The following is a 15,851-nucleotide window of genomic DNA, read 5'->3' on the forward strand; positions in this document are numbered from 1 at the left end:
CGTCAGCCCCACGCGCGATCGTCCCGCGCCCGGGGATTCTCGGCCAGCCGAGACCGGGTGTTCTCGTGACGGTGTCGTTCACATGTCGACGGCGCTCACCCCCGTGCTCTCGAGCACCGACGCGGCGAACTCGGCGACTCCGTCGACGTCGCCGCGTTCGACCGCATCGGCGAGGATCAGTTCCTTGCTCAGGCATACCGCCGCCGCGCCCGCCTTCAGGTAATCCTCCACCTGTTCGACGCGTACACCACCGGAGGCGACGACGCTGAGGTGCGGCATGGGTTCCAGGACTGCATGCAGGAACGCGGGACCGCCCAGCATCGCAACGGGGAACACCTTGACAGCAGCGGCTCCGAGCCGCACTGCGGTGGACATCTCGGACGGGGTCATCGCGCCAGGAACCACGGGCACACCCAGCCGTACGGCCTCGGCGACGACCTCGGCGCAGGTGTCGGGAGACACGATGTAGGCCGCGCCGGCGGCGACGCAACTGGCTACCCTCGCCGGATCCAGGACGGTGCCGGCCCCCACCCGCGCGCCACCTTCTGCGGCGACCTGAGCGATGACGGACTCGGCGTCCGGGACGGTGAGGGTGATCTCGACGCCGGGCACTCCGGCCCGGATCCACCCGCGCGCCACGGTGAGCGCGTGATCCGGTCGTGTCGTCCGAATGACCCCGACGACACCGCGGGGAAGAGCGACATTCACGCGACACCCACCACGGCGGCGTGGCCGGTACCGACCACGACCGGCGTCGGCGTCGGACCCGCATCGGCGATCCGACCATGGGTGGGCCCACCTCCGGTCGCGACGGTCAGGACGTCCGCAACGGTCCAATCGGCCAATCGAAGTCCGGAAGCGCTGGAATACCACGCGATGTGGGGGGTCAGCACGAGATTCGGGGCCGAGCGCAAGGGTGAAGCCTGCGGCAGCGGTTCGTCCGCGAAGACGTCCAGGGCAGCCCCGGCCAGGTGGCCATCGGTCAATGCCTCGACCAAGGCTGCTTCGTCCACCAAGCCGCCTCGAGAAACGTTGACCAGCACGGCGCCGGCGGGGAGCGCGGCCAGTTCCGCGGCGCCGATGACGTGTCGGGTGGCATCGGTGAGCGGCAGGTGCAGGCTGACCACGTTGCTGGCGGCCAGTACTGCCGGTAGGTCATCGCTGACCTGCACGGTGCTGGACGACGCGGTCGCCGGAACGTCGAAGGCCGGTGTCCCGGGGACGTCGAAACCGATCAGGTGTTGCACGAAGGGGCGCAGGCGGGCGGCAGTGGCCCGGCCTATGCGACCGGTACCCATGACCCCGGCCGTCGCGGTGGACAGGTCGAGGACCGGCCCGAGTTGCTGTGCGCTCGTCCAACCGTCACTGCGGACCCGTTCATTGGCTTGGCAGATGCGGCGGACGGTGCTGAGCAGCATGGCCACCGCGTGGTCGGCGACTTCATTGGTGGCGTAGTCGGGTTGGTAGACCACCTGTATTCCCCGGGCGGCGGCGGCGGCCAGGTCGATGGTGTCCAGCCCGACTCCGGCCCGGCCGATCGTGCGCACCGAGTCCGGCAGGGCCGCGATGTGCTCGGCCGAGAGGCGGTGCAAGGTGACGATGAGCGCATCCGCGCCTGCGGCGGTCTGGGACAGCGCCTGCGGTGTGTCGACGTCACCGGCGCGGAAGACAGCGGCCTGAGCATGTCGTTGAGCCAGGGCGGGGAGGGTGGGAAGGGCGCCATCGGCGACGGCGACCAGCAGGGCGGGCGAAGGATCGGACACGATTGCTCCTGCGGCTCTGGGGGCGATAGTGGTGGTCGGGCCGGTTCAGCCCTTGACTGAACCGCCCTGGTAGGCGGTGGCCAGGTGCCGCTGGGTGAGGGTCAGGAGCAGCACGGCGGCAACGATGGGCAGAAGCAGGTAGACCGCCTGCATCCCGGGGGTGGTCTGGGCTTTGAAGCTGTAGGACGACATGTACTGCTGCAGAGCCGGTGGGAAGGTGCGGGAGGTGAGGTCGCTGATCAACGTCGTGGACAGCAGGTACTCGTTCCAGGTGTTGATCAGGGTGTAGGAGGCCACTGCTCCGATCACCGGTCGGGACATCGGCGCGACGATGGAGAACAGCAGCCGCACGGTGCTTGCCCCGTCGAGGGACGCCGACTCCTCGACCTCGCGGGGTAGCCCGTCGAAGAAGACCTTGAACAGCAAAGTGGCGATGGGCAGGAAGAGACCGGAGGTCGCGAGGACCAGACCGGTCAAAGTCCCCAGGAGCCCGATCTTCGCCAACAGGTCGTAGAGCGGGAACACCAGGACGATGACCGGCACCAACTGCAGCAGCACGAGCAGCCCCAGCCCCGCCTGCGCCCACCGGGATCTCCAGCGCGACAGCGCGTAACCGCCCAGCATGGCCACGACCAGCACCAGCAGCGTCGTGGCGAGGGACACGACGACGCTGTTCATGAAGTTGCGCGCCAGCGGAGGGACCACGAGGCTGTCCGACCCCCAGAGCGCCGGGTCCGACAGCACGAGGCGGAAATTGTCCAGGGACCAGTGCCGCGGCACCAGCGAGATCGCCTGCAGCCCACCGGGTGTTGAATCGAAGGCGCGGCTGATGATGAACAGGATCGGGAGCAGGGAGATCACCAGGACGATGCCGGTGCCCAGATAGGCCGGCACCGGATTGACACGCCGTTGGCTCCGCCGCCGTGAGATCGACGATGAATTCTTCGCGCGGGCGGGCAGACGGAGAGTGGGGAGTCTGCCGGACTGCTTGGCTCGGATGAACAGTGGCCGCAGCGTCCGGAGAAGCACGAACCCCGCCGCCAGGGTGAGGATCATGACCACCATGCTGATGGTGGTCGTTGCTGTGGCATACCCGGTGTCGTAATCACTGAATGCTTTGGCGTAGGCGAACGTCGCCATCGTCTGCGTGGAGCCGAGTGGTCCGCCGCCGGTGAGGATCCAGATGAGGTTGAACTCCTGGAAGCTGGCCATGAAGTGCACGACGCAGGCGGCGGCCCCGACCGCGCCGATCCCCGGCAACGTGATGTGGCGAAGCCGCTGCCATCGGGTGGCGCCATCGGTTTCCGCCGCTTCGTACAGTTCGTCGGGAATTCGACTCAACCCTGCCAACAAGACGATCGTGTAGAACTGGAACGACGCCCAGGCGTTGATGATCAGCAGGGTGGGCCACACCAGGTCAGGGTTGGCCAACGGATCACCCAGGTCCCACCCGAGGGCGGCAGGCACGCCGCTGAACGGGTCCAGCAAGAGGCGCCACATGTTCAGACCGACCGGAGCCGAGATGACGAAAGGCACCAGCACCAGGACCCGCAAGACCGTCCGAGCCCGGATCTTCTGGTGCAACGACACGGCAGCCACGACCCCCAGCAGATAGCTGGGCAGAACACCGCCGATGCCTCGGGTGAAGGTATGGGCGATGATCGAACCCGCCGCCGGATTGTCGAAGAACCGCGTGTAGTTGCCGAACCCGATAAAGTTCGCCGAGTTCCCCGCCTTGAAGCTGGTCACGACGCTCATCACGATCGGATACAGGACCAGGCCCATCAGCATCACCAGGGCCGGGACCATCAGCACTGCATAGGTCCAGGACTGGTGGTTCCAGCGCCGCCGACGACCTACCGTCCTGAACTCCGTGGTCGACGGAGACGGGGCGGCAGGGGCCGGGCGGTCGGTGGTCGTGCTCATTGCCCTCCCGTCATCCGGCTGAGTTGATGGTCTGGAGTTCGCCCTGCATCGCCGTGATGAGCGCCGCCGCCGCATCGGCCGGGGGCGTGTCGGACAGCGTGACCGCCTGGATCGCGGGCAGGACCGCGTTGTTCATGATCGGTGCGATCGCCACCGGCTCGGGCACCACGGCGGTCGGCAGGAGGTCGCCGAAGCCCTTGATGAACGGATCGGTGATGGAGGAGTTCGATGCCTTGCGGACGGCGAGCTGAGCATCTCCGGTGCGGTTGGCGATGAGCTCCTGCGTCTCTTCGCTCCGCATGGCTTCGATGAACTTCCAGGCCAGGTCCTGCTGCTTGCCCTCGCCCTGGATGAACAGGGTGTGTTCCTCCCAGAACGTCGCCGGGGTGCCGGCGTTGGGCAACGGCGCCAGGGCGAGGTTCTCCAGGGTCTGCGGGTAGCTCTTGGACTGCGGGTAGACGAACGGACCGGCCGAATAGGACGCGAGGAGCCCCTTGGCGAAGTTCCCGTCCGTCTGCTCGTACCCCCACGTGCCGACCTCGGCCGGTGTGCTCTGCCAGGTGTGGACCGAGTCGTAGTAGAACTGCATCACCTGGGCCATCTGGTCCTGGGTGAATCCGACTTCCCAGGATCCAGGGGCGCCCTTCACCAGGGAAGCGCCGGTCGACCAGATCAAGGGCAGGAAGTTGGATGAAGAGCGACCGTCGCCGGTCTTGGCCTCGAACCCGAAGCCGATGTGGTCATCGACGTTGAGCGCCTTGGCGAACTGGCCGAACTCGTCGAAGCTCCAGGTCGTCGGGACGGTCAGCCCGGCGGCCTTGGCGTAGTCACCGTGGTAGACGATGCCGCGGCAATTGCAGCGAAAGCCCAGTCCCATGATCTTTCCGTCGATCGTGTTGGCCTGGTAGTCCTGCTCGTAGAACGCCGCCTTGTCCTCGGACGCCACGTACTGGTCCAGCGGAGCCAGGTTCACTCCGCTGGCCAGGAGAGCGGTTGCGCCTTGCGCGGTCCAGAAAATGAGATCCGGCGCTTGACCGGCTTTCTGCGCCGCAGAGGCCTGGGCGGGGTACGTGCCGTCGTCGACAGTCACGATCTTGAGCGTGGCTCCGATGGATGCGGCTGCTGAGTTCTGCATGACATCGGTGATGAAGCCCTGGTCGACCCAAGAAGCCAGCATTAGGGTCAGCGTCGTACTGCCCGCGGCGCCGCTTCCGCTGGCAGAACCGGCGGGTGACCCGGCAGCGGAGCTGGCGCTCTGATCTGCTGGACTGGCTGTCGCACCGCAGGCGTTCAGCAGCGGCACGCTGGCGGCCAGGGCGCTTGCAGCACCCAGACCTTTGAGGAATCCACGCCGATCCAGCGTGCGGGGGGACGGCACTTCGGTGGACCGATCCATGCTGTTGCCTCCTCGGGCGACATCGGCCACCATGCCGATGTTGTTGATTGCTGACAATTTACTCTGAACAATGACGGCATCTTGGCCGTCCGGTGGGACACGTGTCAACGTGTTCGCCTCCGATCGATCACAGCCTGACGCCCACCTCCTGAGCAGTGGCCTCCAGCTGGCTCCAGACACCGTCGGGCACGGGAATGCCCGAGTTGAGCCGCTCCGTGCGAGTAGCGCGCTCGAGGTCCCCGGGGAGCATCACGTGATCGACTCCGTCGGCTGGTGGCGAGTCGCGTACCGCCCGGCTCGCTCGGACGATCTCATCGGCGAAGGCAGAAGCGTCGGTGAAGGCCGCCGGGTCCAGCACGACCAGAACCACCCCATTACCCCACCTGTACTCGGGGAGGAACCCGACATGATTGCCGGACAGGGCTCCGCCGAGCAGTTCGACGGTGATGGCCACGCCGAACCCTTTGTGGCCGCCGAAAGGAAGGAGGGACCCGCCGGCGTAGAAATCCTCCGGATCTGTGCTCGGACGGCCCTGCACGTCCTGGATCAGGCCGGGCGCGACGGACCGACCGGCGACCCGGTCCAAGCGGAGCTTGCCCTCGGCCACCGCGGCGGTGGCGAAATCGACGATGACAGGGGGGGTGTCACCGTCGGCGGGTATGCCGACGGCGAACGGGTTGGTGCCCAGCATCCGGGAGCGACCGCCGAAGGGTGCGACCGACGGGTCGGCGTTGCACCACATCAACGCCACCAGACCGGACTCGGCGACCACCTCGACATACTCACCGAGGCGACCGACATGATTCGCCGACCGCACGGTGACCGCTCCGATGCCCACCGACCTGGCCTTGTCCATCGCCACGTCGATGGCCAGATGGGCGGCAACCTGCCCCCAGCAGCGTCGTCCGTCGATCACCGCCACCGCGGGCGTCTGGGAGACGATCATCGGTTCGGCGTCCGGTACGGCGCGGCCGTCCGGGACGAAGGATGCGTACCAGGGCAGGCGGATGATGCCGTGCGAGTCGTGCCCGCACAGGTTGGCTTCGGCCAATGAGCGGGCGACCAGGTCCGCGGCCGCCGCCGGAGTACCCAGCGCGCTCAGGATGCGCCGTCCGACCTCGGTGGCCTGCTCGAGGCTCAGCGTGCGCTCGATCATGATGCTGCTCCGCTCTGCGTCTACCGGCCGGTGTCCGGCTTGGGGCTGTCGGCTGCTCACCGCAAGGTCCCCACGGTGCCGCCGGCGTTGAGCGCCAGGTTGCCGCCGTCGACCGGAAGGACCACGCCGGTGATGAAGGAGGCGGCGTCCGATGCCAGGAAGTGGACCCCGGCGGCGATCTCCTCGGCCTCAGCGAGTCGGCCGAGGGGGATGCCACCCAGCATGCGCGGACCGACATGACCCGCGTCCAGACGTTGGTCCTGCAGCAGTGGGGCAAACCCGGGAGTGCGGACCTGGCAGGGCGCCACCGCGTTGACCCGGATGCCGGCGGTGGCCCACTCCACGGCCAACTCGCGGGTGAGTTGTCCGATCGCAGCCTTGCTGATGCTGTAGACGAAGTTCCCACGCCCCAGCGCGGTCGACCCGGCGATCGAAGAGATGTTGACGATGCTCCCGCCGCGACCCCGCATCGCGGCGAACGCGGCTCGCGCGCCGAAGAAACACCCGCCGACGTTGACCCGGAGCACCCGGGTGAACTCCTCGTCGGACAGTTCATGGGGCAGCGTGTGGGTTCCCAGCCCGGCGTTGTTCACGAGGATGTCGAGCCGACCGTATTGTGCGGCGGTCTCCTGCAGGCAGTGCTCGAACGCAGCGGAGTCGCCCACGTCGCAAGTGACGTCGGCACCGGCCAGGTCAAAGCCGACGACCTGGGCGCCTGCGGCTCGCAGCCGCTGCGCAACGGCCAGGCCGATGCCTTGAGCGGCTCCGGTGACGACCGCGACGCGACCGATAAGGTCGGCCGGTGCCGGCGTCTGGGCGACCGAAGCTGCGGCTGGGGTGCCGCCCGGGCTCGAATCCACGATGGTGGTTGACATCGCGCTCACGACGCTGCCACCTCTGGGCCCGAGGCGCGAGCGAGTCGGCGCAGCGCATCGACGGTGGCGGCCTCGTCGGGGAGCAGTCCGGCGATCAGGGCTGGGCTGTGCGGGATAGGACTGTGCCGCCCGGTGAGGCGGGTCACCGGTTGGTCCAAGTACCAGAAGGCGGCGTCAGAGATCGCTGCGGCGATCTCAGCGGCCGGGCCGGCCACCGCCGGCGCCTCGTCCAGGACCAACGCTCGGCCGGTGCGGCGCACGGACGCAGCCACGGTGTCCACGTCGAGTGGTGCCAGGGTGCGCAGGTCGATCACCTCCACGTCGATGCCCTCCCCGGACACGGCAGCTGCAGCCTTCTCGGCCAGAACCACCCCATAGCCGTAGGTCGCCAGCGTGACGTCCCGACCCGGCCGCACGATGCGGGCCGACCCGATGGGCACGACGTCGTCCTCCCCGCCGACCGGCCCACGGGCGCCGGTGAGCAGCTTGTGCATCAGGAAGACAACCGGGTCGTGACCACGCAGGGCCGACTTGAGCAGGCCCTTGACGTCCCACGGCCGGGACGGGAAGACCACGGCAAGTCCAGGGGTGCCCATGAACCAGCTCTGCAGGCTGTTGTTGTGCTGCGCCCCGCCCTGGGCTACCCCGGCGGTGGCCCGAACGACCAGAGGTACCGGCCGGTTCCACATGTACCGCACCTTGGCTGCCTGGTTCACCAGCTCGTCCATCGCCCCGTAGGAGAAGTCGATGAAATTGAGATCCACGACCGGACGCGTCCCGTTCATCGCGGCCCCCACCCCGGCCGCCACCATGGCGGCCTCGGAGATCGGAGTGTCCCGAACACGGTCCGCGCCGAACTCGGGGCCAAGCCCCTTCACCTGCGAGAAGTGCCCACCCCGGTCGTACAGGTCAGTGCCGAGCACGAAGATGGTCGCGTCCCGAATCATCTCCTCGCGCATGCCTGCCTGGTATGCGGTGGAGTAGGTCGCCTGGGCCTCGGGCTCGGCACCTGTCCCGGCCGTCGCGGAGTTCGGCGCGTTCACCGCGAAGTCCCGGGCGAGGCGTTCCAGGCGCTCACGTTCTCGGCGGCGCTGCAGGGGTCCGGCCATGGTGACTCCTCGGCGAAGGCGACAGCGGCGTCCACCATGCGGCGGGCCTGCTCGACGATGGTGGACATCTCGTCGGCAGTCAGGACCCCGGCGTCGGTGAGGCGGGCGGTGAAATTCTCGATGGGATCACGCGAGGTTCGCCATCTCTGCACCTCGTCCTCGGTGCGGTAGCGGATGACTTGGCCGCTGTCGTGCCCTTTGTAGCGGTAGGTGCGGACTTCCAGGAAGGTCGGGCCGCCCCCGGAACGGGCCTGCTCTGCGGCATCGCGTACTGCCCGATGGACGGCCACAACGTCCTGGCCGTCGATCTGGTGGGCGGGCAATCCGAATCCTGCAGCCCGGGCGGTGATGTCCCCACCTCCGGTGACCCGCTCGGAGATGGTCTCGACGGCGTAGAGGTTGTTCTCACACACGATGACGAGCGGGAGCGACCAGATCGCGGCCAGATTAGTGAATTCCCAGACCCGACCGGTGTTCGCGCCGCCGTCACCGAAGAATCCGAGCGAAATCTGTTCACTCCCAAGCACTTCGGCTCCGAGTGCAGCACCCAGAGCGATCCCCAGACCGCCTCCCACGATGCCGTTGCTTCCCCAGAGACCCAGGTCGAAATCGGCCAGGTGCATGGATCCGCCGCGGCCGCCGTTGCTACCGCCCGCCTTGCCGTAGAGCTCCGCCAACACCCCGGCCGGGGACATACCTTTGGCCAGAGCGTGGTGATGAGAGCGGTGGGTCCCCGTGACGATGTCGCCCGAGCGAAGAGCGCGGGCGGCACCGACGGCGACCGCTTCCTGCCCGATGGCTGGGTGCATGCCGCCAGGAATTTTGCCGCGCAGGGCGAGTCCGTCGGCCGCCTCTTCAAAGGTGCGGACGAGGACCATTGTGGACAGCCATTCCCGCAGGTCGGCGGAAGCGACGTCGGGTAAGGGCAGCGTGGTGCTGGTGGCGGTCATGCGGACTCCTCCTCGGACGGCTGACGTCCTGGGGTCGACGGGATGAGCAGAGGTCCGGGGTCAGCCAGCAGCCGGGCCAACCGGTCGAGCGCCTGGCCCGCGTGCATCCCGTCCCAGGACCGGTGGTCGGCATTGAGCGTCGCCTGCATCGTGCAGGCCACAGCCAGAGCACCGTCGTCGACGACTGGGCGGTCAACGGCCCGACCGACGGTGAGCATGCTCGTCTGCCCAAAGGGGATGACACCGGTGAACTGATCGACACCGATGGCACCGAGGTTCGACAGGGTGGTTGCCGGAACGAGGGAGTCGTCCGGATGCAGCCGACCGTCCCTGGCCCGCGACACGGCTGCACGGCGGGCGTCGACAAGTTCGACCATGCCCAGCCCGAGGACGTCGCGCAGCACGGGGATGGCCACGCCTCGATCGGTGGCCACAGCCAGGCCGATGGCCATTTCGGTGCGCCGCTCCCGCTCCAACATCGCCAGGGCCAGCGCCCGGAGAAGCAGGTCGGTCAGGGTGAGCCCGGGCAGAATGATGCGCCAGCGTTCGACCGCTTCCCTCACCGGCCCGACCCGAAGTTCGCGGGTGACTGCGAAGTGCGGAATGTCGCGCCAGGATCGAAGAACCGCGGCACTGATCGCTGCCCGGTACCGGTCATGAGGAGAACCGGAGTCTGATCGGGCGTCCAAGACCGCGTCGGATGTCGTGTCCTGCAGGGAGTCCTCGGCGGTTGACCTGGGGAGGCGCCGGACCGGCGGTGGTGGAGGTGGCGGCGCTGCGGAGGTGCGGGGAGCGGCGGGCACGACGCCCGACCGTGCCGCCTCGCTTGCCAGTCGTCGCGCGCGCGGGCTGACAGTGTGCCGCGGTCGGCTCTCGCCGTCAGCGGCCGTCGCCCGTCCGACCGGGCCGTGAGCACCATCGGCGACCGCGGTGACCGGGAAGGGGCGTGCCGGCCCCCCGACGCCAGCGCCACCGTCGAAGGTGAGCGGCGCTGGGGGAGGGGATATCGGGGCGGAACCGACCGCCCCGTCAACCACCGCCGTGACCGGCGCATCACCGCTGGGTGCGCCCACCTGCTCTCCTGATTGCTCACCGGGTTGGAGAACCGCCCCGATGATCGTTCCGGGAGCCACGGTGTCGCCGTCTGCAAACAGATGGCGGCCGAGTACTCCGCTGACCTCGGCCGTGATCTCCAACTCTGCCTTGGACGTCTCGACGATGACGACCACGTCGCCGGCTTGTACCGGGTCTCCGACGGCTTTGGCCCAGTTGGTCAGCACAACGTCATCCGGGGCCATGCCCATGACCGGAATGAAGATTTCCTGCACGGTCACCCTCCTTCGTTGGATGGTTCGGACGTCAGACGTCGTACGTCTGAGGAGGCAGGTTAACCTCGCAACGGGAAGGGGTCAACATGCCTGGGCAAGGAAACCGGCGGCAGCAGTTCGATCCGCAGGAGGAGATCAAGCAGGTCATCCTGCGGCGCAGATCCTCAGCTGGAGCCCCAATCCCCACCGAGACCGAATTGATGGCCGAGCTTGGCGTCAGCCGGACGACGGTCCGCGAGGCACTGAAAGGACTGCAGGCTCGGGGCATCGTCGAGGTCCAGCACGGCCGCGGCATGTTCGTCGGCCGCATGTCCCTGGATTCACTCGTCGACGGCCTGAGCTTCCACGGCCGGCTGGACCAGCACCGCAACGATCTCAGTACTGCTGCGGAACTGGTGGACGTGCGGGAGATCCTTGAATCAGCATTGATCACTCGGGTGGCGACAATGGCCGAGCCCAGACTGCTGGCAGCACTGGAAGCGACGGTTGACGAGATGGAGGCAGCCGTACAGCAGGGACGCCCGATCCAACATGCCGACCGGCGGTTCCATGAACAGTTGTACTCACAACTGGGTAACACCTTGGTCCTGCAGCTGGTTCAGGCATTCTGGGATGTCCTGGACGCTGTCCGGCCCCAGCTTCCCAGCGGCACCTCCGACCCCGGGGCAGATGCCGCACACCATCGCGCCATTCTGGACCGAGTCAAGGCCGGGGACGCCGAGGGAGCGCGGGCGGCGATGACCGAACACTTCCGTGGGACCCATGAATGGATCGAGGGAAGTCTCGCTGATGCCGAACGGGACCCGGCGTAAGGCTTCGATCTGCGCCTTACACCTCGACACACGCCATCCGAGAGTGGTGGCGCGTCGCGCCCAGAGACCCGCCCTGATCTGGCCGGACGTCGGTACGAGAACGATGCGGGCGCACCCGCCCATGTCGACGAGAGCGGAAGAGCCTGGCTCGGCGACCGACATGGGCTTGGCACGCGTCCAGTCAGTCGTCGAGTCATGCCGCGCCGCCGGGTCCGACAGGCGTACGTCTCGCGGCCGGGCCACCTGAGGCCCTCGCGGTATTTCCCGGCCCGTTGCCGAGCCGCCGGTCAGCCGGATCATCCGGGTAGATGACCGCCATGACCAGGGCGTCGACGCCGACGTCCCGCCTGCACTCAGGCTCTTGACAACGCCATCGGTCCCATCGAAGCTATGCGCTGACTGCTGATTGTCAACAATGAGCAGGCGCTCGTCTCAACGATGTGGAGGGCGTTCCGTGATCGAACCACTCATCTCTGGCCCGAGCGGACACCGATTGAGTCGGCGATCGTTGCTGAAGAGCGCAAGCCTGGTCGGCGCCGCCGCCCTCAGCACCCCCTTGCTCGGCGCTTGCGGGGCCTCGGACGGCGTGACATCCGCCGGTTCCACGAACACGTCGGCCGGCGGCAAGACGCAGGTCAAGATCGCCTCATGGATGCAGTTCGAGCCGGGCCGCAAGGAAGCATGGGCGGCCGTCCTGGACGCTTTCAATGCCCAGAGCCGAACCGCCGAAGCCGTCTTGGTCGGCTGGCCCTTCGCGCAGTACGCCAATCAGGTCCTCACCCAGGTCCAGGCCGGCGGTTTGGACGCCGACCTCATCACCGCACCACCGGACCTCGCGGCTCGGCTGTTCTCGTTGAACCAATTCTTACCTGCGACCCAGGCCATCGACGCCGCCGGCGTCCACCCTGACGAGAAGCTCCATTCCTTCGTCATCAAGGAGGGCCAATTCTACGGCGTGAGCACGGTGACCGTCGGATTCGGCCTCCTCTACAACGAGAAGGTCCTGGAAGAGGCAGGTCTACAGCCACCGACCACGCCGGAGGAATGGGTTGCGCAGGGACAGCAGCTCACCGTGCAACCCGACCGGTTCGGTGTGCTGCAGGCCAACAACATGGCCGAAGCCGGCAATTTCTGGTTCAACCTGCAGAACACGGTGAACGCGTACGACGGGCTGTGGGCGCAGGGCAGGACACCGCTGGTCACCAGCGACCCAGTCATCAAGTCGCTCGAGCTGTTCAAGACCCTCTACGACTCCTCCATGCCCAAGGGGCTCAACGACGCCCAGAGCATGGCGCTGATGGGCGACGGGCGCGCCGCCATGGGCGTGCTTGTGTCAGCAACGGTGAATGTCCTCAAGAGCGGCAGTCCCGACGTCTACCCCCTCATGCGGAGCGTCGCGCCACCGTGGGCGGGCAAGAAGGCGACCAATCGCGTCCACCCCATCTCGCTCTACTCGGGGAGTAATAAGCAGGAAGCGGCCACCGAGTTCCTCACCTGGCTGCTGAAGCCCGAGAATATGGCCGACCTGACGATGCGCTCGTTGGACGCCATCCCGCCCTACCCGGAACTCGAGCAGGTCCCCGCCTTCCAGGCTTACTTGAAGGACCTACCTTGGTTGCCCGGGTACCAGGACGTCACGCCGGTGACACCGATGGACCTCATGGGCGACTTCATCACGGCCAGCGACGAGTTCGGGAACATCGTCCTGACGAGCTTCCAGCAGTCTCTGTCCGGTGGCGTTCCCGTGGCCGAGTCGATGGGTCAGGCGCAGACGCAGCTCGAGGCGCTTGCCTCCAGACTGACGTGACCTCCGCGTGAGCGTCACGACTGCGCCGCCGGCACCCGCCTCCGAAGCCCCAGCGCCCCGGCGTCGCGGCTCCAGACGCCGTCGCGTCCACTGGATCGCCTACGCGCTCGCGCTGCCGATCCTGGCCTACGAAAGCATCTTTGTCCTGTACCCGATCGTGCAGGGTGTGCAGCTCAGCTTCACCGACGCGAAACTCGGAGCGCAGCAGACCACCTCAGTTGGCCTGGACAACTACGACCGGCTGCTGTCGGATCCAAACTTCATCAAGAACGTCACCACCACCTTGACCTACGCGCTCGGGGTGGTCGTCGTGGCGGTCGGCTGTGGGCTGCTTACGGCTCTGCTGGTGAACCGGAAGATGCGTGGTCGCGGCCTGGTCCGCGGACTGCTCATGGCGCCGTGGGCGTTCCCCGAGATCGCCACCGTGCTGATCTTCATCTGGGTCCTCAATCCGACCTTCGGGGTCGTCAGGCTCCTCACCCCGTGGCAGGACAGTGGTGATGGCTGGCTGACCTCCAATCCGCTGGCCATGTTCTCGATCGTGCTCATCGCCACGTGGAAGACGTTCCCCTTCTACAGCATCGTGCTGCTGGCGTCGCTGCAGAATGTGCCAGAACAGCTTCAGGAAGCCGCGAAGGTGGACGGCGCCACCGCGCTCCAGCGCTTCTGGCACGTCACGCTGCCGGCGATCCGCCCGGATCTGGTCCTGCTGGCCCTGCTGGCGTTCATCTTCGCCTTCCGCCAGTTCACCCTTATCTGGCTGACCACCGGCGGGGGGCCGGGCCGGGACACCGAGACGCTGGTGGTGGCCATCTACAACACCGCGTTCCGGTTCTTCGACCGCTCCTACGGGGCCACCCTGGGAGTGGGCAGCCTGATCATCACGCTCGTGGTGACGCTCGGGTTCCTCGCGGTGCAGCGGCGGCTGGACGGCCGGCGGTGACCGCGGCGGTCGGGATGCGCCGTCCGGCGACGGCGGGGACCAGCGCACGCTGGGCCCGCACTGCGCTGCGAACATTGCTCATCGTGGTGGTGTGCCTGGTCGTGGTATTCCCGATCTACTGGATGGCCGTCGCGGCGGTGCAACCGACCGCGTCGACGTTGCGCTACCCGCCGTCCCTGGTGCCGACCAGCTTCGACCTGTCCGGCTTCCGCGACGTCTTCGCCAACCTCCCGATCCTGCGGTGGTTGAGCAACTCCGCGGTGCTGGCCGTGGTGACCACGGTCATCACCGTGGTGCTGTCGGTGTTGGGCGGGTACGTTCTGTCGGCGCTGTACTGGCCCGGCAAGGCGTTGTTCGGCCTGCTCCTACTGGTCACCCAGATGATGCCCGAAGCCGTCGTCATCATCCCGGTCTTCCAGCTCTACAACGATCTGCACCTGGTGCAGAGCCTGATCGCGCTGGCGTTCCTACACGCGGCGTTCGTACTGCCCGTCGGGGTCTGGATCCTGCGCTCGGCGATGGACGGCGTACCGGCCGAGGTTCGTGAAGCTGCCCTGATCGACGGGTGCGGGCACGTGTCCGTGCTTCGTCGCATCGTCCTGCCGCTCACGGTGCCGGCCGTGATTGCCGTCGGCATCGTCGCCTTCTTCGCCAGCTGGGGCGAGTACCTGTTCGCCGTGACGATGATCTCCGATTCCGACAAATACCCGGCCTCGGTCGGTCTGGCTACGCTCATCGGGCAACTGGACACCCCGGTGCAGCAGCTCCTGGCCGGTGGCCTGGTCTACGCACTGCCGCCGGTGGTGCTGTTCGTCCTCGTCCAGCGGCACATCGTCGCGGGGCTGACGGCCGGGGCGGTGAAGGGGTGAATCTGTGGCCTGAGATCCGCGACACCCCCGTCGAGGTCGGACATGTCCGCATCTGGTGGCTCTACCAGGCGGGGTTCGTCGTGAAGAGCCCCGGCGGCACCACGGTGGCCATCGATCCATACCTCTCGGACTCGGTGATGGCCTCCTACGGGATTCCCCGGGCGGTGACGGCACCCCTGTCCGCCGCCGAGGCGGAGTTCGACGCACTGCTGGCCACCCACCCGCACGACGATCATCTGGACCCAGACTGTGTCACCTCCTTCGCCGCTCACCCGCGAACGCATTTCGTCGGGCCACCGTCGACCGTCAAGATGGCCAGAGCTGCCGGGTTCCCAGCCGTCCGCACGAACGGCCTCCGCCGCGGTGAATCCGTGGAGATCGGGGACATCCACATCGAGGCAGTGATGGCCCGCCACATGTTCGACGAGGAACCCACACCCGACGCGATCGGCTACCTGATCACCGCCGGGAGCGTGCGGATCTATCACTCCGGCGACACCGAGTACGACGCCCGGATAGTGGACGACACCGAGGACCGGGTGGACATCAGCCTGATCTGCATGAACGGCACCGCCGGCAACATGGACGCCGACGAGGCCGCGCTCCTGGCCTGGCGGCAGCGGCCGGCCGTGGCCGTACCCATGCACTTCGGCCTGTGGCACGACCGGGACTACGGCCCCGGCGCAACTCTCGACCCGGAACAGTTTGTCTCGGTCTACCGACGCCTGTCGCCAGGCGCTCCGGTGCTGATCCCGCGTATCGACGCAGCCATCGATTTCCCCCTCTCGGTCTCCTCCACGACGGTTGGTTGGCCTCCTGACCGGGCTTATCGGCCCCCCGACCGCCACGCCTGAGCCCTGCAGTTCTGCGATTCACCGGACGACGGCCGCGTCGGTGCCGCGACACCGGGACCGTCT

The 15,851-nt window shown here is 67.4% G+C and carries 14 protein-coding genes; 5 read left to right on the forward strand and 9 right to left on the reverse strand.

What is annotated here, in order from left to right; translation table 11 throughout:
* Positions 1 to 78 precede the first annotated feature (78 nt).
* The 9 genes from J2S58_RS10150 to J2S58_RS10190 all read right to left on the reverse strand — a co-directional run bounded on the left by J2S58_RS10150 (position 79) and on the right by J2S58_RS10190 (position 10,503).
* Positions 79 to 708 carry a bifunctional 4-hydroxy-2-oxoglutarate aldolase/2-dehydro-3-deoxy-phosphogluconate aldolase gene (locus tag J2S58_RS10150; protein ID WP_205258009.1) on the reverse strand — a complete coding sequence of 210 codons (630 nt, stop codon included), beginning with the start codon at positions 706 to 708 and terminating at the stop codon, positions 79 to 81.
* The gene (locus J2S58_RS10155) at positions 705 to 1,763 is read right to left on the reverse strand and encodes a C-terminal binding protein (protein WP_205258008.1); all 1,059 of its coding nucleotides are present in this window, start codon (positions 1,761 to 1,763) and stop codon (positions 705 to 707) included. Before J2S58_RS10155 ends, J2S58_RS10150 begins: the two co-directional genes overlap by 4 nt.
* 45 nt (positions 1,764 to 1,808) lie before the next feature.
* Entirely contained in the window at positions 1,809 to 3,689 is a 1,881-nt protein-coding gene (locus J2S58_RS10160) for an ABC transporter permease (protein ID WP_205258007.1), read from the reverse strand.
* 10 nt (positions 3,690 to 3,699) lie between these two features.
* The gene (locus J2S58_RS10165) at positions 3,700 to 4,866 is read right to left on the reverse strand and encodes an ABC transporter substrate-binding protein (protein WP_205258006.1); all 1,167 of its coding nucleotides are present in this window, start codon (positions 4,864 to 4,866) and stop codon (positions 3,700 to 3,702) included.
* Positions 4,867 to 5,212: 346 nt separating this feature from the next.
* Positions 5,213 to 6,241, reverse strand: coding sequence for an Ldh family oxidoreductase (locus tag J2S58_RS10170; protein ID WP_205258005.1), 1,029 nt, complete (start codon positions 6,239 to 6,241; stop codon positions 5,213 to 5,215).
* Between the two features lie 56 nt (positions 6,242 to 6,297).
* On the reverse strand, positions 6,298 to 7,116 hold the full coding sequence (locus J2S58_RS10175; protein ID WP_240189324.1) for an SDR family NAD(P)-dependent oxidoreductase: 819 nt from the start codon (positions 7,114 to 7,116) through the stop codon (positions 6,298 to 6,300).
* A gap of 5 nt (positions 7,117 to 7,121) precedes the next feature.
* Positions 7,122 to 8,225 carry an alpha-ketoacid dehydrogenase subunit beta gene (locus J2S58_RS10180; RefSeq protein ID WP_205258003.1) on the reverse strand — a complete coding sequence of 368 codons (1,104 nt, stop codon included), beginning with the start codon at positions 8,223 to 8,225 and terminating at the stop codon, positions 7,122 to 7,124.
* Complete coding sequence (locus tag J2S58_RS10185) at positions 8,156 to 9,175, reverse strand: thiamine pyrophosphate-dependent dehydrogenase E1 component subunit alpha (protein WP_205258002.1); 1,020 nt, start codon at positions 9,173 to 9,175, stop codon at positions 8,156 to 8,158. The genes J2S58_RS10180 and J2S58_RS10185 overlap by 70 nt, the downstream gene beginning before the upstream one ends.
* Positions 9,172 to 10,503 carry a 2-oxo acid dehydrogenase subunit E2 gene (locus tag J2S58_RS10190; protein ID WP_205258001.1) on the reverse strand — a complete coding sequence of 444 codons (1,332 nt, stop codon included), beginning with the start codon at positions 10,501 to 10,503 and terminating at the stop codon, positions 9,172 to 9,174. Before J2S58_RS10190 ends, J2S58_RS10185 begins: the two co-directional genes overlap by 4 nt.
* Before the next feature lie 86 nt (positions 10,504 to 10,589).
* On the opposite strand from J2S58_RS10190, the gene J2S58_RS10195 reads away from it, so the two are divergent.
* The 5 genes from J2S58_RS10195 to J2S58_RS10215 all read left to right on the forward strand — a co-directional run bounded on the left by J2S58_RS10195 (position 10,590) and on the right by J2S58_RS10215 (position 15,788).
* Entirely contained in the window at positions 10,590 to 11,315 is a 726-nt protein-coding gene (locus J2S58_RS10195) for a FadR/GntR family transcriptional regulator (RefSeq protein WP_205258000.1), read from the forward strand.
* A 454-nt stretch (positions 11,316 to 11,769) separates the two neighbouring features.
* On the forward strand, positions 11,770 to 13,122 hold the full coding sequence (locus tag J2S58_RS10200) for an ABC transporter substrate-binding protein (RefSeq protein WP_205257999.1): 1,353 nt from the start codon (positions 11,770 to 11,772) through the stop codon (positions 13,120 to 13,122).
* Between the two features lie 7 nt (positions 13,123 to 13,129).
* The gene (locus tag J2S58_RS10205) at positions 13,130 to 14,065 is read left to right on the forward strand and encodes a carbohydrate ABC transporter permease (RefSeq protein WP_205257998.1); all 936 of its coding nucleotides are present in this window, start codon (positions 13,130 to 13,132) and stop codon (positions 14,063 to 14,065) included.
* Positions 14,062 to 14,934 carry a carbohydrate ABC transporter permease gene (locus tag J2S58_RS10210; protein ID WP_205257997.1) on the forward strand — a complete coding sequence of 291 codons (873 nt, stop codon included), beginning with the start codon at positions 14,062 to 14,064 and terminating at the stop codon, positions 14,932 to 14,934. Before J2S58_RS10205 ends, J2S58_RS10210 begins: the two co-directional genes overlap by 4 nt.
* Positions 14,931 to 15,788, forward strand: a complete 858-nt coding sequence (locus J2S58_RS10215) for an MBL fold metallo-hydrolase (RefSeq protein WP_205257996.1) — start codon at positions 14,931 to 14,933, stop codon at positions 15,786 to 15,788. Before J2S58_RS10210 ends, J2S58_RS10215 begins: the two co-directional genes overlap by 4 nt.
* The last annotated feature ends 63 nt before the right edge of the window (positions 15,789 to 15,851 follow it).

The organism is Nakamurella flavida (assembly GCF_030811475.1).
Lineage (GTDB): Bacteria > Actinomycetota > Actinomycetes > Mycobacteriales > Nakamurellaceae > Nakamurella > Nakamurella flavida.